The organism is Sulfuricella sp. (genome assembly GCA_041651995.1).
GTDB lineage: Bacteria > Pseudomonadota > Gammaproteobacteria > Burkholderiales > Sulfuricellaceae > Sulfurimicrobium.
In genome coordinates, this window is the sequence record JBAZID010000001.1 from 807,956 (window position 1) to 822,300 (window position 14,345).

Here is a 14,345-nt window from a genome sequence, read left to right on the forward strand (position 1 = left end):
GGTTTTATTCGTGTTTGAAATCGAATCGTGTTTCAAGGTGCAAAGCATTCTCTGGGTTGCCTTTGGGGGTAACAATAAACTCGAAATTATGCGTATATTCCGCCACCTTCGGCGGCAGGGAGACGCCAGCCTGAATGATCAGGCTCTTTCCGGCATGCACATTCACTTCACTGAAATTACCCACGTCCAGCGCCTGTTCTGGCACGCCTTTCACACTGATTGCGTACACCTCATCCTCAACCGACTTGTTGGTGATGCGAACCTGGTAGCGGTTACGTATATTTCCATCCGAAAGCATCACGAATAGCGGCTGGCGCACCTGCTGCACAGCCGCGTCTATACTGCTGCGATTGCCTATGCTGCTGATCAGCGCAGCCGTCATGAATAACAGAGCGGCCCCCCAGCCTATGATTTTGAGACGTTTCCAGTGTAATTTTGGCTGGGCAGGCGCCGCCAATTCAAGGTTCGCCTCTGAATCATAGCGAATCAACCCCCTCGGATAGCCCATGGAATCCATCATGTTGTTGCATGCATCAATACACAAGCCGCAGGCGATACACTGATATTGCAAGCCCTTGCGTATGTCGATCCCGGTCGGGCAAACCTGGATGCACAGCTTGCAATCGATGCAATCGCCATGGCCGCTGGCGTTGCGCTCTTCCCGCGTTCTCAGCCCGGCGCGTGGAACCGCCCGGCCCGTCCCGCCTTCCCCGCGATGGCTGTCATAGGCAACCGCAAGGGTTTCCGGATCGTACATCACCCCCTGAAAGCGCGAATAAGGGCACATATAGAGACACACCTGCTCGCGCGCCCATCCGGCGGCAATATAGGTGGTGAGAGTCAGCACCAGAACCGTGAAGTAGGCCACGCTCGGCGCCTTCCCGGTCATGAAACGCACGAACAGGTCGGGCGCATAACCGTAATACAGCACAAAGGTCAGCGCGGTCCAGAACGCCAGCAGCAGCCACAGCGCGTGGGTGAACGATATTTTGAGGATTTTCTCGCCATTCCACGGCTGTTTGTAAAGGCGCTGGCGCGCAGGCCGCTCACCCTGGATGAATTTTTCGATCGCCATGAATGCGTCCGTCCACAGGGTCTGGAAGCAGAAATAACCGCAGAAGGCGCGCCCGATCAGGCCGGTCACGAAAAACAGCAGCGCTCCGGCGATAAACAACAGCAGGGAAAGCCAGAAAATATCCTGAGGGTAAACAACCAGGTCGAACAGATAGAATTTGCGCCCCGGCAGATCGAACAACACGCTTTGCGACGGTGCCTCGTGACCACGCTGCCAGGGCAGCCAGGGCAACAGAAAATAGACGCCATACGCAACCGCCAGGGTCAACCATTTGAAAGTACGAAACTTTCCTTTGACCGAACGGGGAAAAATGGGGATGCGTTTCTGATAAAGCGTGGAGGGTTCGTGATCTGCCATGTCCGTTTTCCTGAAAAGACAAGGGCCCGCTCTAGGCGGGCCCAATATTATATCAGGATTTCCTAATATTAATTACTTGGCTCCGCCACCCAGGCCATGCACGTAGGCAGTCAGCAGCTTGATCTGCTCGGGTTTGAGACGCGCCTCCCAGCCCGGCATGACGCCGCGGTTCAGCCCGTTGGCAATCACCTGCCGTATTACCTCAACTTTCTTCCCGGCATTTTCCTGAGCCTGAACATCCGCCCACAGCCATATCTTGTCGGTCAGATTTGCGGAGCCGATGGCCTGACGCCCCTTGCCGTTGTTGTCGTGGCAGTAATAGCAAGCTGCGGCATCGCCGTGGAACAGTGCATCACCGGCCTTCACCTTGGCGGCGTCCGCCTTCTCACCCGAGAGCGAAGCGACATAATGCGCCAGATTATCCAGCTGCTCGTTGTTCAGCACTTCCTTGAAGGCCGGCATGTAGCCGTTGCGGCCCTTGGCAATGGTTTCCTGAATCTTTTCATGCGAGCCGCCATAGAGCCAGTCGTCGTCGGTCAGATTGGGAAAGAAACCCATTTTCCCCTGCCCGCCCGCCTGATGGCACGGCGCGCAATTGTCTGAGAAAATCGCCTTACCAGCCGAATTGACAAAGCTGGTCAGTTCGGGATCCTTGACGATTTGCTCGAAGGGAGTGGCAGTCACCTTGTCAAAATAGGGCTTCTGCATCTGTTCGGCTTCGTTCATATCCTTCATCAACTGTGCGCGGGTATTCCAGTGCGAGGTTTTCTCCTCACCCTTGTTGTTGACGTAGGTGACCGAGCCGAACCCGGTGGTGAACTGCTTGCCGATTGGCCATGCGGGATAAATCATCCAGTAGATGATGGAGATGACTACCGTGGCATAGAACCCCATCAACCACCAGGAAGGCAGCGGATTGCTGTACTCCTGCAGGTTGTCATCCCATACGTGGCCGGTAGTTTGTACGGTTTGCGGTTTTTGCTGACTCATTATTTCGCTTCCTTTGTATCCGAATCCTCATCGAGGAATGGTATGTCCTTGTGAGATTCCAGGCGCTCGCCGCGCTTCTTGCTGCCAAACACATAAATCAGAACCAGGCAGAAAGTGACAAAAAATATTACCAGCGCGAGCGGCTTGGTATTTTCATCCCTGGAAAACCACTGCAACCATTCCATCTAACCACCTTAATTAACGGAATTTGACGAATTCGTCGTTATCGTACTTGCTGAAATCCACCATGGTGCCCAGCACCTGCAAGTAGGCCACCAACGCATCCATCTCGCTGACATTGCCGCGGTCCCCGTCAAAATTGCCCGCCTGAGCCTGGGCAATCAAGTTCTTCTGGGCATCCGGGATATGCAGCGTTTGAGCCACATCGGCGCCAAAGTCCTTGACGTTTCTATCGTACTCGCCCTGCGTCAGTGAGTATGGCACGCCAACCTGGCGCAGCGCCTTGAGCCGTTCAGCCATATCGGAATAATCCAGCGCGGTAGTCATCAGCCACGGGTAGCGCGGCATCACGGAAGGCGGCACCATGGATTTCGGATCGATCAGGTGTTGCACATGCCAGTCGTTGGAATATTTCTTGCCCACGCGCGCCAGATCCGGTCCGGTGCGCTTGGAGCCCCACTGGAACGGGTGGTCATACTTGGATTCCGCCGCCAGCGAGTAGTGTCCATAACGCAGTGCTTCGTCACGGAACGGGCGAATCATCTGCGAGTGGCACAGGTAGCAGCCCTCGCGCACATAAATGTCACGTCCACGAGACTCCAGAGGCGTGTAGGGGCGCACTCCGTCCACTTTTTCCACTGTCTCCTTGATGAAGAACAGCGGTGCGATTTCGACCAGTCCGCCGATACTGATGGCGATCATGGTCGCGATCAGCATGAGGCCGACGTTTTTTTCAATCCATTCGTGTTTGAAATTGAACATATTATTTCTCACTTAATTCCATTGCTCCAGGCGGCCGGCAGTGCCGTCCGCCTGCTCCCGATGCTAACTTATGCAGCCGCCCTGGCAGGGTTCACGTCCACTTCCGCGACTTGGCCTTTGCTCTGACGAATGGTCATATAAGTATTGAACACCATCAGCAACATGCCGGTCAGGAAGAACATGCCGCCAATCGCACGCATCGCGTAGAAAGGATGCATTGCCGCCACGGACTCGGCAAAGGAGTACTGCAGGTTGCCGAAGTCATCGAAAGCGCGCCACATCAGACCCTGCATGATGCCCGAGATCCACATCGCGGTGATGTACAGCAGGGTGCCGATGGTCGCCAGCCAGAAATGAATATTGATCAGCTTTTCGCTGTACATCCTGGTATCCCATAGCTTGGGGATGAGGTGGTAAAGCGAGCCAAAGGAAATCATCGCCACCCAGCCCAGCGCACCGGAGTGCACGTGGCCCACGGTCCAGTCGGTGTAATGGGAGAGCGCATTCACGTCCTTCAGCGACATCATCGGACCTTCAAAGGTGGACATGCCGTAGAACGACAGCGCCACGATCATGAAGCGCATGATGGGGTCGGTACGCAGCTTGTCCCAGGCGCCGGACAAGGTCATGATGCCGTTGATCATGCCGCCCCATGAGGGCAGCAACAGCATGATGGAGAAGGTTGCGGCCAGGGTGGAAGTCCAGTCCGGCAGCGCAGTCCAGTGCAGGTGGTGCGCGCCCACCCACATGTAGAGGAAAGACAGCGCCCAGAAGTGCACGATGGACAGGCGGTAGGAATAGATCGGGCGGCCGGCCTGTTTGGGCACGAAGTAGTACATCATGCCGAGGAAGGCCGCGGTGAGGAAGAAGCCTACCGCGTTATGGCCGTACCACCACTGGGTCATTGCATCCTGGGTGCCGGCGAACAGGCTGTAGGACTTGAGGGTGAACAGGCTTACCGGTACCGACAGGTTGTTGAAGGTATGCAGCAGGGCAGTCGCCAGGATGAAGGACAGATAGAACCAGTTGGCCACGTAGATGTGCGGCTGCTTGCGCTTCATGAGGGTACCCACGAAGACGATCAGATAAGTCACCCACACCACTTCGATCAGCAGATCGATCGGCCATTCCATCTCCGCGTATTCGCGACCCTGGCTGTAACCCATCACGTAGCTCAGCGCGGCCAGCACGATGACGGCCTGCCATCCCCAGAACGTGAAGCTCGCCATGCCATCGCCGAACAGGCGTGCCTGACAAGTACGCTGCACCACATAGTAGGAAGTGGCGAACAGAGCGCTGCCACCGAAGCCAAAAATCACGGCGCCGGTATGCACCGGGCGCAAACGGCCAAACGTGATATAGGGCAGGTCGAAATTCAGGAAAGGCCACGCCAGCTCGGAGGCGATATACACACCCACGAGCATGCCAACCGCACCCCAGACCAAGGCCATGATCGTAAATTTCCGGACAATATCGAAGTTATATTGCTCGGTACCCGCGACGCCAACTGCCGCCATAACCTTCTCCTTTTGTTTTTGAAGCGAGCCACAACATCACCAGTGTGGCGCGTCGACCTTCCAGTCCGGCAAACCGCCCGGCAGGCAAGACAAAGGCCAAGCGTTATGTCTCGCCTGGCCTCGACATCTCTTAGTAAGTGCAACCGTAGAACTGACACGCCAATCACATTGCATACTGGACGTACATCGCCCGTCAATATAGCGGGAAACGCCCAAGAAAACACTGACCAATGTCAACTTTGTTGGGTTATTTTTGGCATGTCGCACAAAAGATGCGCCCTGAAGGCGCAGTCTGAGGCCTTACTTCAAGACGGCGGGGCCGCCTCTTGAGATTTCTGCAGCCGGTCCGGCTGGATTAGACGCACGATGCGCCGCTGGGTGGCTATCAAGGATTCTTCCTCAAAACGTGTAATTACGCGGCACACAGTCTCTTCCGCCAAACCCAGGTAGTTTCCGATATCGCTACGCGACATGCTGAGCTTAAGCTCTTCTGCTGGCTGGCCATGGTATTTGAGCCGAAGGGACAGATTGACAAGGAAGCTGGCAAGCCGCTCTTCAGCTCTTTTTTTCCCCAGCAGCAACATCATTTCCTGGTGATGATTAATTTCCTGGCTCATGATTCTGAGCATCTGTTGCTGAAGCCCCGGCACTTGCGCCACCAGTTCTTCATAGCGCTCGAACGGAACCTCACATACGCTGGTGGCCTCCAAAGCGCGCGCCTCACTGTTATAGCGATTGGCAACCAGAGAGTTAAGGCCTATCAACTCTCCGGAAATATGAAAACCGGTTACCTGGATACGTCCATCATCGGTCAACACGGAAGTTTTCACAGACCCGCTGCGAATTGCGAATACCGCTCGAAAAGGCTCGCCTACAGAAAAAATGGGGTCGCCGCGCTTGTAGGTGCGACGGCTTTTCACCAGCGTATTAAGAACGCTGAGGTCTGTATCCCCGCCCACGGCAAAGCAAAGGTTGTAGATCCCGCAATCCGTACAGGCGACAGGGGTGCTTGACTGTTCCGCAGCCTTGCTAATCTTGACTCGCTTGAGGGGGGAGCTGAAAGCGAGCATGGCAAGCTAGGTGCCAAGCACTGCGTGGGGGAGGTCGGTAATCCGATATTTACCACTTTGCACGGCAATAGCCAGCTTTTCCAGGGTCTGCTCGTGCAACATGCTGACAACCTTTTCCTTGATTGGCTTCCAGCGCACATGCATGGGACACGCGGTTTCGTCGCTGCACACCTTCAGGCCCAGGACGCAATCATCGGTAAAGCCCTTGCCCTCTGTCAGCACCAGCACCTGCATCAAGTCGGTTTTTTCTGCTTCCTCGCGCAGGCAAAATCCACCCAGCCGGCCGCGAAAGGAATAGAGCAGATTGCCCTTGCACAGGTTTTGCATGATTTTTGCCAGATAGGCGGAGGGGACACCCAGGTGGGCGGCAATTTCACGATTGAGCACAGGCTCGCCACGCGGTTGGGTAGCGATGTAAATCAGCGCCTGTATGGCATATTGACTGGTTCGGGAGAGTATCATGGCCGCTTTATTATGCCGCAATCCATAAATTTGTAAAGGATGGCGCCATCCTGAATTCGCGGGAAACTACTACCCAATTTCGGGCAAAAGCAGGCTTTGCGCGATTCTGGCAGGGTCCGGCGCAGCCCAGTGCTCCACCACGCCCAACAGCGGCGCCCCAAGACGCTGCCGCAAAGCCTCCAGATTCGCCTCGAAACACGCCATTTCCGGATCAATGCGATTAGCCACCCAGCCGGCGAACGTCAGGCCCTGTGCGCGAATGGCATCCACCGTGAGCAGGGCATGATTCAGGCATCCCAGTCGCATGCCAACAACCAGCACCACGGGTAAGCCCAGTTTACGAGCCAGATCAGCACCGTCCTGGTGCGAACTCAAGGGCACCCTGAAACCGCCAACACCTTCGACAACGACTATCCCGGCGTATTCGGCCAGCATCATAAATGCCTCGCGGATACGTTCCAGATCAATGGTGACGCCAGCCTCTTCAGCTGCAATATGAGGCGCCACGGGGGGCTCAAAGGCGTAGGGGTTGACCCATTCAACGGGCGCCTGCACGCCAGAGGCCCGGCACAGTGCCGTTACGTCACCGCACACCAAACCTTGAGGCTGAATTTCGCAGCCGGCGGCGACCGGCTTCATGCCTAGCGCAGTCTTTCCGGCGAGGCGAAAGGCATGCAGAAAGGCGCAGGAAATCAGGGTCTTGCCAACATCGGTATCCGTTCCGGTTACAAAAATGCCCTTGGCCGAAGCGTCAGGCTTCATCGTCTTCCCCGCTGGCGCGGCGACGGCATCTGAACCACCTGCCGCCCGTCGGGCAACTGGTTCGGCGCCCAGGCATGGCCGTAGATCACTTCATAGGTGGCGGGGAGCTTGCCATCCTGACGCAGCTTTTCGTATTCGGCTTCCATGCGCTTCCACGCGCTTTTGCCCGCCAGCCCCTGGCGCCGTCCCTGGGTTGCGTTATGCGCGCCCAGCGCCTTGAGATCGCGCATCAGCCCGGATGCCGTATCGTAGGTCAGGGTGAAGTGCTCCATATCCATGACCGGATCGGCAAACCCTGCCCGCATCAGGGCATCGCCGATATCGTGCATATCCTGGAAGCGGCTGACATGGCTGTAACCGTCGGCCTGGCTGAATGCATTGCGCAGTTCCCCAAGCGTGTCCGGGCCGAAGGTACTGAACATCAGCAAGCCGTTTGGCGCCAGCACGCGGCGCATGCCGCCGAAGGCCGCATCCAGATCATTGCACCACTGCAGCGCCAGACTTGACCACAACATATCCACGCTGCCCGATTGCAGCGGCAGGGCTTCAAGATCGCCGCAGATGTAAGTGGAAGCGGATTTTGCGGGCAACATTTTTTGCCACCAAGGCCGCACGCCGCGAGCCACGCGCAGCATGCCGAGAGCAAGATCCAGGGAAATCAGCCGTGCATCGGCATAATGTCCCTGCAGCAAGGGGCGTGCGTAGCCGGTCCCGCAGCCCGCATCGAGAATGGCCAGTGGATGATGCTTGATAAATTGCAGGCGCTCCGCCATGCGGTCGGCCACCGCGCGCTGCAAGACCGCGGCCTGGTCATAGCTTGCCGCCGCCCGTTCGAAGGAACGGCGCACCTGGCTCTTGTCTATCAGAAAAGCATCCGTCACTGAAAAAACTCCTTTGCCACCCGCATAAAAACTTCAGGGTGAGACAGGAAAGGCGCATGCGCACAGCCCGGAATCACGTCCAGCCGTGCCCCTTCGACCCGGGTTCCCATCCACTGCGCGGCCGCCACCGGGGCAAGTGTGTCGCGCTCACCATGCAAAATCGCCAGCGGCATTTTGAAATTACCCGCTTCATTGCGCAGGTCCGTATCGAGCAGCACGTTCAGCCCCGCTTTCAGCACCTCGGCACTGGGCCGTCCCTTGGAAAAAAGATTGACGCGCAGGTATTTCATGACCGTGCGCAACCCCTCGCCGTTGCGTGCCTGCAAGGACAGGAAACGCAGCAGCGTGCCGGCGTAGTCCTGATCCAGATCGTTGGCGAAGGTTTGCAAAATGAGCGGATCAATGCCATTGCCCCAGTCACCGCGCTGCACAAAACAGGGCGAGGATCCCACCAGCATCAGGCGTTGAACTTGCTGCGGCTGATCCAGCGCCCAACGTTGCGCCACCAACCCGCCCAGCGACCAGCCGATGACATGGATTCCGGACGGCAGGGACTCGGCCACCGCCTGCGCCAGGGCAGCCAGATTGTAAGGCTGGCATGTTGCACTGCCGCCGTAGCCCGGCAGATCCAGCGCATGCACCCGGAAATTCTTCGCCAGATCGGCGCACACGCTGTCCCAGATGCCGCCATGCATGCCCCAGCCGTGGATCAGGGCAAGATCCGGCCCCGCGCCCGTAATCTCAACATGCAGGCTCATTGCTGCTCCAGTTGATGCAGGGCATCGAGCAGCAGTCCGACATCTTCCCGGCTGTGCGCGGCGGAAAGCGAAATGCGCAGCCGCGCGGTATCTTGCGGCACGGTCGGGGGGCGAATCGCCGGTACCAGAATGCCTTTTTCCTGCAAGGCCTGGCTCACTGCCATGGCTTCCATGCTGGAGCCGATCAGCAGGGGCTGGATCGGTGTTTCCGACGGCATGAGCTGCCAGCGCTTCGGTTTCAGTCCATTGCGCAGCTGGGCGATCAGCTGTGCCAGCCGCTCGCGCCGCCAGTCTTCATCTGCGATGATGCGCAGGCTTTCCCGCAGGGCCACGGACAGCATGGGCGGCGTGGCGGTGGTGTAGATGTAGGCGCGCGCGTTCTGCACCAGCCCGTCGATCAGCTCCCGCGCGCCCGCGACGAACGCCCCGGACACCCCGGCTGCTTTGCCCAGCGTGGCCATGTAGATGAGGCGTGAAGTGTGAACGGTGAAAGGTGAAGCGAAATGTTCGAGAATGCCGCGTCCGGTTTTTCCCAGCACGCCGAAGCCGTGGGCGTCGTCGAGCAGCAGCCAGGCATCGTATTTTTCGCACAGGGCCAGCAGTTCCGGCAGCGGCGCCAGATCGCCGTCCATGCTGAATACCGCGTCGCTCACCACCAGCTTGCGGCGCGCGCTCGATGCGGCCAGCTGGCTTTCCAGCATGGCCAGGTCGAGATGCGCGTAACGCTTGAAGCGGGCGCGGGAAAGCTGCGCCGCGTCGTTCAGGGAAGCATGGTTCAGCTTGTCGGCAAAAACCACGTCATTGCGCCCCATGAGCGCGGTAATGACGCCAAGATTGGCCATGTAGCCAGTGGAAAACAGCAGAGCCGCGGGCAAGCCGGCAAATGCCGCCAGCTCCAGCTCCAGTTGATGATGTGCGAGTGTGTGCCCGGTCACCAGGTGGGATGCGCCGGCGCCCACGCCAAACTGCTGCGCTCCACGGCAGGCGGCCTCGATCAGCGCCGGGTGGTTGGCAAGGCCAAGATAATCGTTGCTGCAGAAGGACAGAAGATCCGCCCCATCCACCCGCACCCGGGCGCCCTGCGGGCTTTCCAGCATGCGGCGGCGGCGCAGCAGGCCATCTGCTTCTCTTTGTTTCAGCTCAGCGGCAAGATATGAAAAAAGCATGTTCGTTCAGATTGGGTAATGTCTTTCTCACCGCAAAGGACGCAAAGGTACGCGAAGTAGGACATTCGCTTTCCCTTGCGTACCTTCGCGTCCTTTGCGGTAAATATCGCCCTCTCACGCCGCCATGGCGCGGATGCCCAGCTTGTTGAACAGCGCCTGGTCGGAATCGGTGTCCGGGTTGCCGGTGGTGAGCAGCTTTTCGCCGTAGAAAATCGAATTGGCGCCGGCCAGGAAGCACAGCGCCTGCACGCTGTCCGCCATCTCGCCGCGCCCGGCAGAAAGCCGCACCAGGCTCTCCGGCATGGTGATGCGCGCCACCGCGACGGTGCGCACGAATTCGAGCGGGTCCAGGCTTTCCGCCTTTTTCAGCGGGGTGCCTTCAACCTGCACCAGCATGTTGATCGGCACCGACTCCGGCACCGGGTCCAGGTTCGCCAGCTGGGCGATCAGGGCCGCGCGCTGGGTGCGCGACTCGCCCATGCCGATGATGCCGCCGCTGCAAACCTTGATGCCGGCCTTGCGCACCCGGCCCAGGGTATCGAGGCGGTCCTGGTAGGTGTGGGTGGTAATCACCTGGCCGTAGAATTCCGGCGCGGTGTCGAGATTGTGGTTGTAGTAGTCGAGCCCGGCATCCCTGAGCTGTTGCGCCTGCTCTTCCTTGAGCATGCCCAGGGTGACGCAGGTTTCCAGCCCCATGGCCTTGACCGCGCGCACCATTTCCAGCACCGGCTCCATGTCCTTCTGTTTCGGCCCGCGCCAGGCGGCGCCCATGCAGAAGCGCGTGGCCCCCGTTTCCTTGGCCTTGGCGGCTGCGGCAATCACCTCGTCCAGCTTCATCAGCGGCTCGCGCTCGACCGGCGTTTCGTGGTGCGCCGATTGCGAACAGTAGCCGCAATCCTCGGAACAGCCGCCGGTCTTGATGGAAAGCAGCGTGCTCACCTGGACTTCATTGGGGTCGAAGTGTTCGCGGTGTACCGTTTGCGCCTTGAATACCAGGTCGCTGAACGGCAGCGCGAACAGGCTCTCGATTTCCGCCACGGTCCAGGGCGACTTGGCCAGGTGCTTCAGCTCTGCTGCATTATTCATGTGTGTTTACCTCGATGATGTCCATGTCTTGCCAGTTTTCCCGCTGCACCCTCAACAGATCACGAATGCCCCAGGGAAGAACAACCAGTGCGAGAACCGCCCAGACTGCCAGCAGGCCATGCCAATTATTGAATAAGCCATAAATCGGCTGACCCAATACCACCATGGCCCCCGTCACACCGTAAAAGCGATAGCCGGCAAAACGGTTATAGTGAACCACCTTGGGATTGGGATGATGGGCTACCGAAGCGTAGGCAAAAATCGAGGCGCCGATCCAGATCATCAGCAGGGGCGGGAACAGTATCGCGATCATGCTGGCGAGGTTGAATATCCGGGCTGAAATGCGCTGCTGGGCAGCACTGATGATCTTTTTCTGGTCCATGCCGAAGTCTGCGCGAATGATAAAATGGCCCGCATAATCAGAGATTACAGCAGACTTGTCAAATTATAGATCATCCATTCTGAACAGCTGCACAAATATTATGCAGCTCATCCTGCCTCATCGCTGTCTGCTGTGCGGTGCCGCGGGCAGCGATGAAATGCTCTGCCCGGCCTGCCACGCCAGCCTGCCCTGGCATCGAGGCCCGCTCTGTCCGCGCTGCGCCCTGCCCAGCATGGATGGCATGACCTGCGGCCACTGCCTGAATAAGCCGCCCGCGTTTGATCGAGCGATTGCAGCGCTGCGTTACGAATTTCCACTGGATGAACTGGTACAGGAACTGAAATACCGGCATCAGCTCGCCCTTGCACCCATGCTGGGCGCCGAGCTGGCTAAACGCGTCCAATCCGCCCCCCGCCCTGATGTGCTGATCCCGATGCCGCTGCATCCATCCCGCCTGCGCGAACGAGGCTTCAATCAGGCGCTGGAGCTGGCGAAGGTCGTGGCCGGGCAGCTTGATCTTCCACTCCTCGCCCAGGGCGCCGGACGCATCCGCGCCACACCGCCTCAAGTGGGCCTGCCATGGAAGGAAAGGGCAAAAAGCGTGCGCGGCGCTTTTTCCTGCTCTGAAGACTTGAGCGGAAAGCATGTGGCGATACTGGACGACGTCATGACCACGGGCACCAGCCTGCATGAACTGGCCCTCACCCTGCAAAAACAGGGCGCGGTGGAAATCAGTGCCTGGGTGGTGGCGCGGACGCTGCCCTAAAGGCGGTGAGCGGTGAGCGGTGAGCGGTGAGCGGTGAGCGGTGAGCGGTGAGCGGTGAGCGGTGAGCGGTGAGCGGTGAGCGGTGAGCGGTGAGCGGTGAGCGGTGAGCGGTGAGCGGAAAATTAAAACACGCCGAACCCGGTTTTACTGCTTACTGCTTACCGCTCACCATTCACTGCAAAGCCCTCAGCCTCTGCTCTGCAAACGCCTGCAACTCCGGCGACAACGAACCGCTCTGGCGGGCGCGGCGGAAGATCTCCACGGCCTTGGCGGGCTGGCCGTCCGCTTGCAGCGAAATACCCAGCCCCAGCAGCCACGGGCCGGCATCGGGATTGGAATGCAGTGCGGCAAGGTAATGATCGATGGCATCCTTGTGGCGTTCGCTGCGCTGCAACAGTGCGGCCAGGAAACCATGGTATTCCGCGTTTTCGCTGGCCGGAGGGTTACGCTGCAAGGTTGCCAGGGCTGCGGCCACATCGCCCCGTTCCACCTGAATCCGCGCCAGGGTCATGGCATATCCGGTATTTCCCGGCTGCAGTTCCAGCCCCTGCTGCAACACCTGCTCAGCGCGCTCCAGGCGGCGCGACTCCACTAGCAATGCCGCCAGCGCCTGCCTCGCGGCGGCATGACGCGGCTCGAATTGCAACGCTTGCCGCAAGCTTTCTTCCGCTTCGCCCATGCGGCCATGCTGCAAGGCGGCGTACGCCTGCCGATAGGCATTTTCAGCGCGCTGTTGTGGATTGGGCTGGCGAACTTCCTTGTTGATGCCGGCAGCCTGGGACGGCTCCACGGTAAGGGCCGGTTTTTTTATTTCAGCCACGACCGGCTGCGGCTTTTCCACTACAGGGGCAGGCAAGACTTCCGCTTTGGCCGGGGGGGCCACGGCGGAGGCAGCGGCTCTTGTTTCCGGCTCGGCTGGCGCGGTGGAGGGCAAGAGACTCAGCTCGGAAGTTGCTTGCAATACCGATGGCGCATAGTCCGGCTGCGGCACCGGCTGCGGAGTGGCTATTTCCGGCACGCTCTCCAGCGCCGGCAAAGGGGCTGGCTGGATGCTTTTATCAGCCGGCATGCCGAAAATCCAGTAAGCACCCCCTGCCGCCGCAAGCAGCATGAAAAGCAACCAGCCCCAAGGCGCAAACGAGGATCTTGCGGGGCGGCCTACCGCGCGTACCTGGGCGGCTGTTGCAGCGCCATCCGCCTTGCGCTGTTCGAGATCCTGCAACATTTGATTGATCAGACTCATCCGTTTTCCTTATTTCCGCCCTGTCCGCCCGGGCATGAGCCACCACCAACCCAGGCGGCGAGCTGCTGGCGTATCCGCTACAGCAGCGCGGACATGCCGAGCCTCAACCTGCATCCTGCCCTGCCCATACGTCAGCAGCAATGCCTTGTGGGCAAGAATATTGACCAGCCTGGGCACACCGCCACTGGCGCGAAAGAGATGGCGCATCGCGCTGCGTGTGAAGAGGGTTTCTCCCGCATACCCGGCAATGGCAAGCCTGTGCTTGACATAAGCTTCCAGCTCGGCGCGCCCGAGTTCACCCAGACGATAGTGAAAGCTGATTCGCTGCTTGAGCTGGCGTATTGAATCCTGCTCCAGCTTGTCGTCCAGCTCCGGCTGGCCGAACAGTACGATCTGCAGCAACTTGCGTTTTTCGGTTTCGAGATTGGTAAGCAGGCGCAGGGCTTCCAGCGTTTCCAGCGGCATCGCCTGGGCTTCGTCCAGACACAGCACCACTCGCTTGCCTTCGCGTGCAAAATTCATCAAGCCTAAAGTCAGCGCCTTGAGAAGGTGGTGCTGATCCGCCATCAAATCCACCGTGATATGGAGATCTTCCGCCACCGCCATCAGCAGGGCGCGGGGTTCCAGATAAGGATTGGGGATGTAGGCAGTGACGAAATCGTTGCCCATGCTGGCCAGAAATTTGCGGCACAACAGGGTCTTCCCCGTCCCTACCTCGCCGGTGATCTTGATGAAGCCTTCGCCGCCATGGACCGCCACCAGCAGGGTGTTGAGCGCTTCCTGATAGCGGGTGAAGGCGAAAAAGAAACTGGTATCGGGGGTGATGCCAAAGGGGGGCTCAGCAAAGCCAAAATGCGCCTGATACATGTCAGACGCGGCGTGGCACGA

At 58.9% G+C, this 14,345-nt stretch carries 16 protein-coding genes; 1 reads left to right on the top strand and 15 read right to left on the bottom strand.

Going from position 1 to position 14,345, the window contains the following annotated elements:
* Positions 1 to 4: 4 nt before the first annotated feature.
* The 13 genes from ccoG to WC392_03925 form a co-directional block, all read right to left on the bottom strand.
* On the bottom strand, positions 5 to 1,432 hold the full coding sequence (gene ccoG / locus WC392_03865) for a cytochrome c oxidase accessory protein CcoG (GenBank protein ID MFA5241496.1): 1,428 nt from the start codon (positions 1,430 to 1,432) through the stop codon (positions 5 to 7).
* Between the two features lie 72 nt (positions 1,433 to 1,504).
* A complete protein-coding gene (gene ccoP / locus WC392_03870; protein ID MFA5241497.1) occupies positions 1,505 to 2,422 on the bottom strand; it encodes a cytochrome-c oxidase, cbb3-type subunit III in 918 nt (305 codons plus the stop codon).
* Positions 2,422 to 2,607, bottom strand: a complete 186-nt coding sequence (locus tag WC392_03875; protein MFA5241498.1) for a CcoQ/FixQ family Cbb3-type cytochrome c oxidase assembly chaperone — start codon at positions 2,605 to 2,607, stop codon at positions 2,422 to 2,424. Before WC392_03875 ends, ccoP begins: the two co-directional genes overlap by 1 nt.
* Before the next feature lie 13 nt (positions 2,608 to 2,620).
* A complete protein-coding gene (ccoO, locus tag WC392_03880) occupies positions 2,621 to 3,364 on the bottom strand; it encodes a cytochrome-c oxidase, cbb3-type subunit II (GenBank protein ID MFA5241499.1) in 744 nt (247 codons plus the stop codon).
* Positions 3,365 to 3,432: 68 nt separating this feature from the next.
* Positions 3,433 to 4,881 carry a cytochrome-c oxidase, cbb3-type subunit I gene (gene ccoN / locus WC392_03885; GenBank protein ID MFA5241500.1) on the bottom strand — a complete coding sequence of 483 codons (1,449 nt, stop codon included), beginning with the start codon at positions 4,879 to 4,881 and terminating at the stop codon, positions 3,433 to 3,435.
* Between the two features lie 305 nt (positions 4,882 to 5,186).
* On the bottom strand, positions 5,187 to 5,951 hold the full coding sequence (fnr, locus tag WC392_03890; protein ID MFA5241501.1) for a fumarate/nitrate reduction transcriptional regulator Fnr: 765 nt from the start codon (positions 5,949 to 5,951) through the stop codon (positions 5,187 to 5,189).
* A gap of 6 nt (positions 5,952 to 5,957) precedes the next feature.
* The gene (locus tag WC392_03895; GenBank protein MFA5241502.1) at positions 5,958 to 6,413 is read right to left on the bottom strand and encodes an Rrf2 family transcriptional regulator; all 456 of its coding nucleotides are present in this window, start codon (positions 6,411 to 6,413) and stop codon (positions 5,958 to 5,960) included.
* A 69-nt stretch (positions 6,414 to 6,482) separates the two neighbouring features.
* Positions 6,483 to 7,175 carry a dethiobiotin synthase gene (gene bioD, locus WC392_03900; protein ID MFA5241503.1) on the bottom strand — a complete coding sequence of 231 codons (693 nt, stop codon included), beginning with the start codon at positions 7,173 to 7,175 and terminating at the stop codon, positions 6,483 to 6,485.
* The gene (bioC, locus tag WC392_03905) at positions 7,172 to 8,056 is read right to left on the bottom strand and encodes a malonyl-ACP O-methyltransferase BioC (protein MFA5241504.1); all 885 of its coding nucleotides are present in this window, start codon (positions 8,054 to 8,056) and stop codon (positions 7,172 to 7,174) included. The genes bioD and bioC overlap by 4 nt, the downstream gene beginning before the upstream one ends.
* On the bottom strand, positions 8,053 to 8,814 hold the full coding sequence (gene bioH, locus WC392_03910) for a pimeloyl-ACP methyl ester esterase BioH (GenBank protein ID MFA5241505.1): 762 nt from the start codon (positions 8,812 to 8,814) through the stop codon (positions 8,053 to 8,055). Before bioH ends, bioC begins: the two co-directional genes overlap by 4 nt.
* Entirely contained in the window at positions 8,811 to 9,980 is a 1,170-nt protein-coding gene (gene bioF, locus WC392_03915; GenBank protein ID MFA5241506.1) for an 8-amino-7-oxononanoate synthase, read from the bottom strand. Before bioF ends, bioH begins: the two co-directional genes overlap by 4 nt.
* A 114-nt stretch (positions 9,981 to 10,094) precedes the next feature.
* Positions 10,095 to 11,066: a biotin synthase BioB gene (bioB, locus tag WC392_03920; GenBank protein MFA5241507.1), complete on the bottom strand. Its 972-nt coding sequence runs from the start codon at positions 11,064 to 11,066 to the stop codon at positions 10,095 to 10,097.
* Positions 11,059 to 11,448, bottom strand: a complete 390-nt coding sequence (locus WC392_03925; GenBank protein MFA5241508.1) for a hypothetical protein — start codon at positions 11,446 to 11,448, stop codon at positions 11,059 to 11,061. Before WC392_03925 ends, bioB begins: the two co-directional genes overlap by 8 nt.
* A 100-nt stretch (positions 11,449 to 11,548) precedes the next feature.
* Between WC392_03925 and WC392_03930 the strand changes: the two genes are divergently transcribed.
* Positions 11,549 to 12,214, top strand: coding sequence for a ComF family protein (locus WC392_03930; protein MFA5241509.1), 666 nt, complete (start codon positions 11,549 to 11,551; stop codon positions 12,212 to 12,214).
* 172 nt (positions 12,215 to 12,386) lie between these two features.
* On the opposite strand, the gene WC392_03935 is transcribed toward WC392_03930, so the two are convergent.
* Both WC392_03935 and WC392_03940 read right to left on the bottom strand, forming a co-directional pair.
* The gene (locus WC392_03935; protein MFA5241510.1) at positions 12,387 to 13,457 is read right to left on the bottom strand and encodes a tetratricopeptide repeat protein; all 1,071 of its coding nucleotides are present in this window, start codon (positions 13,455 to 13,457) and stop codon (positions 12,387 to 12,389) included.
* Positions 13,458 to 13,466: 9 nt separating this feature from the next.
* Complete coding sequence (locus tag WC392_03940) at positions 13,467 to 14,324, bottom strand: AAA family ATPase (protein ID MFA5241511.1); 858 nt, start codon at positions 14,322 to 14,324, stop codon at positions 13,467 to 13,469.
* Positions 14,325 to 14,345: the final 21 nt, after the last annotated feature.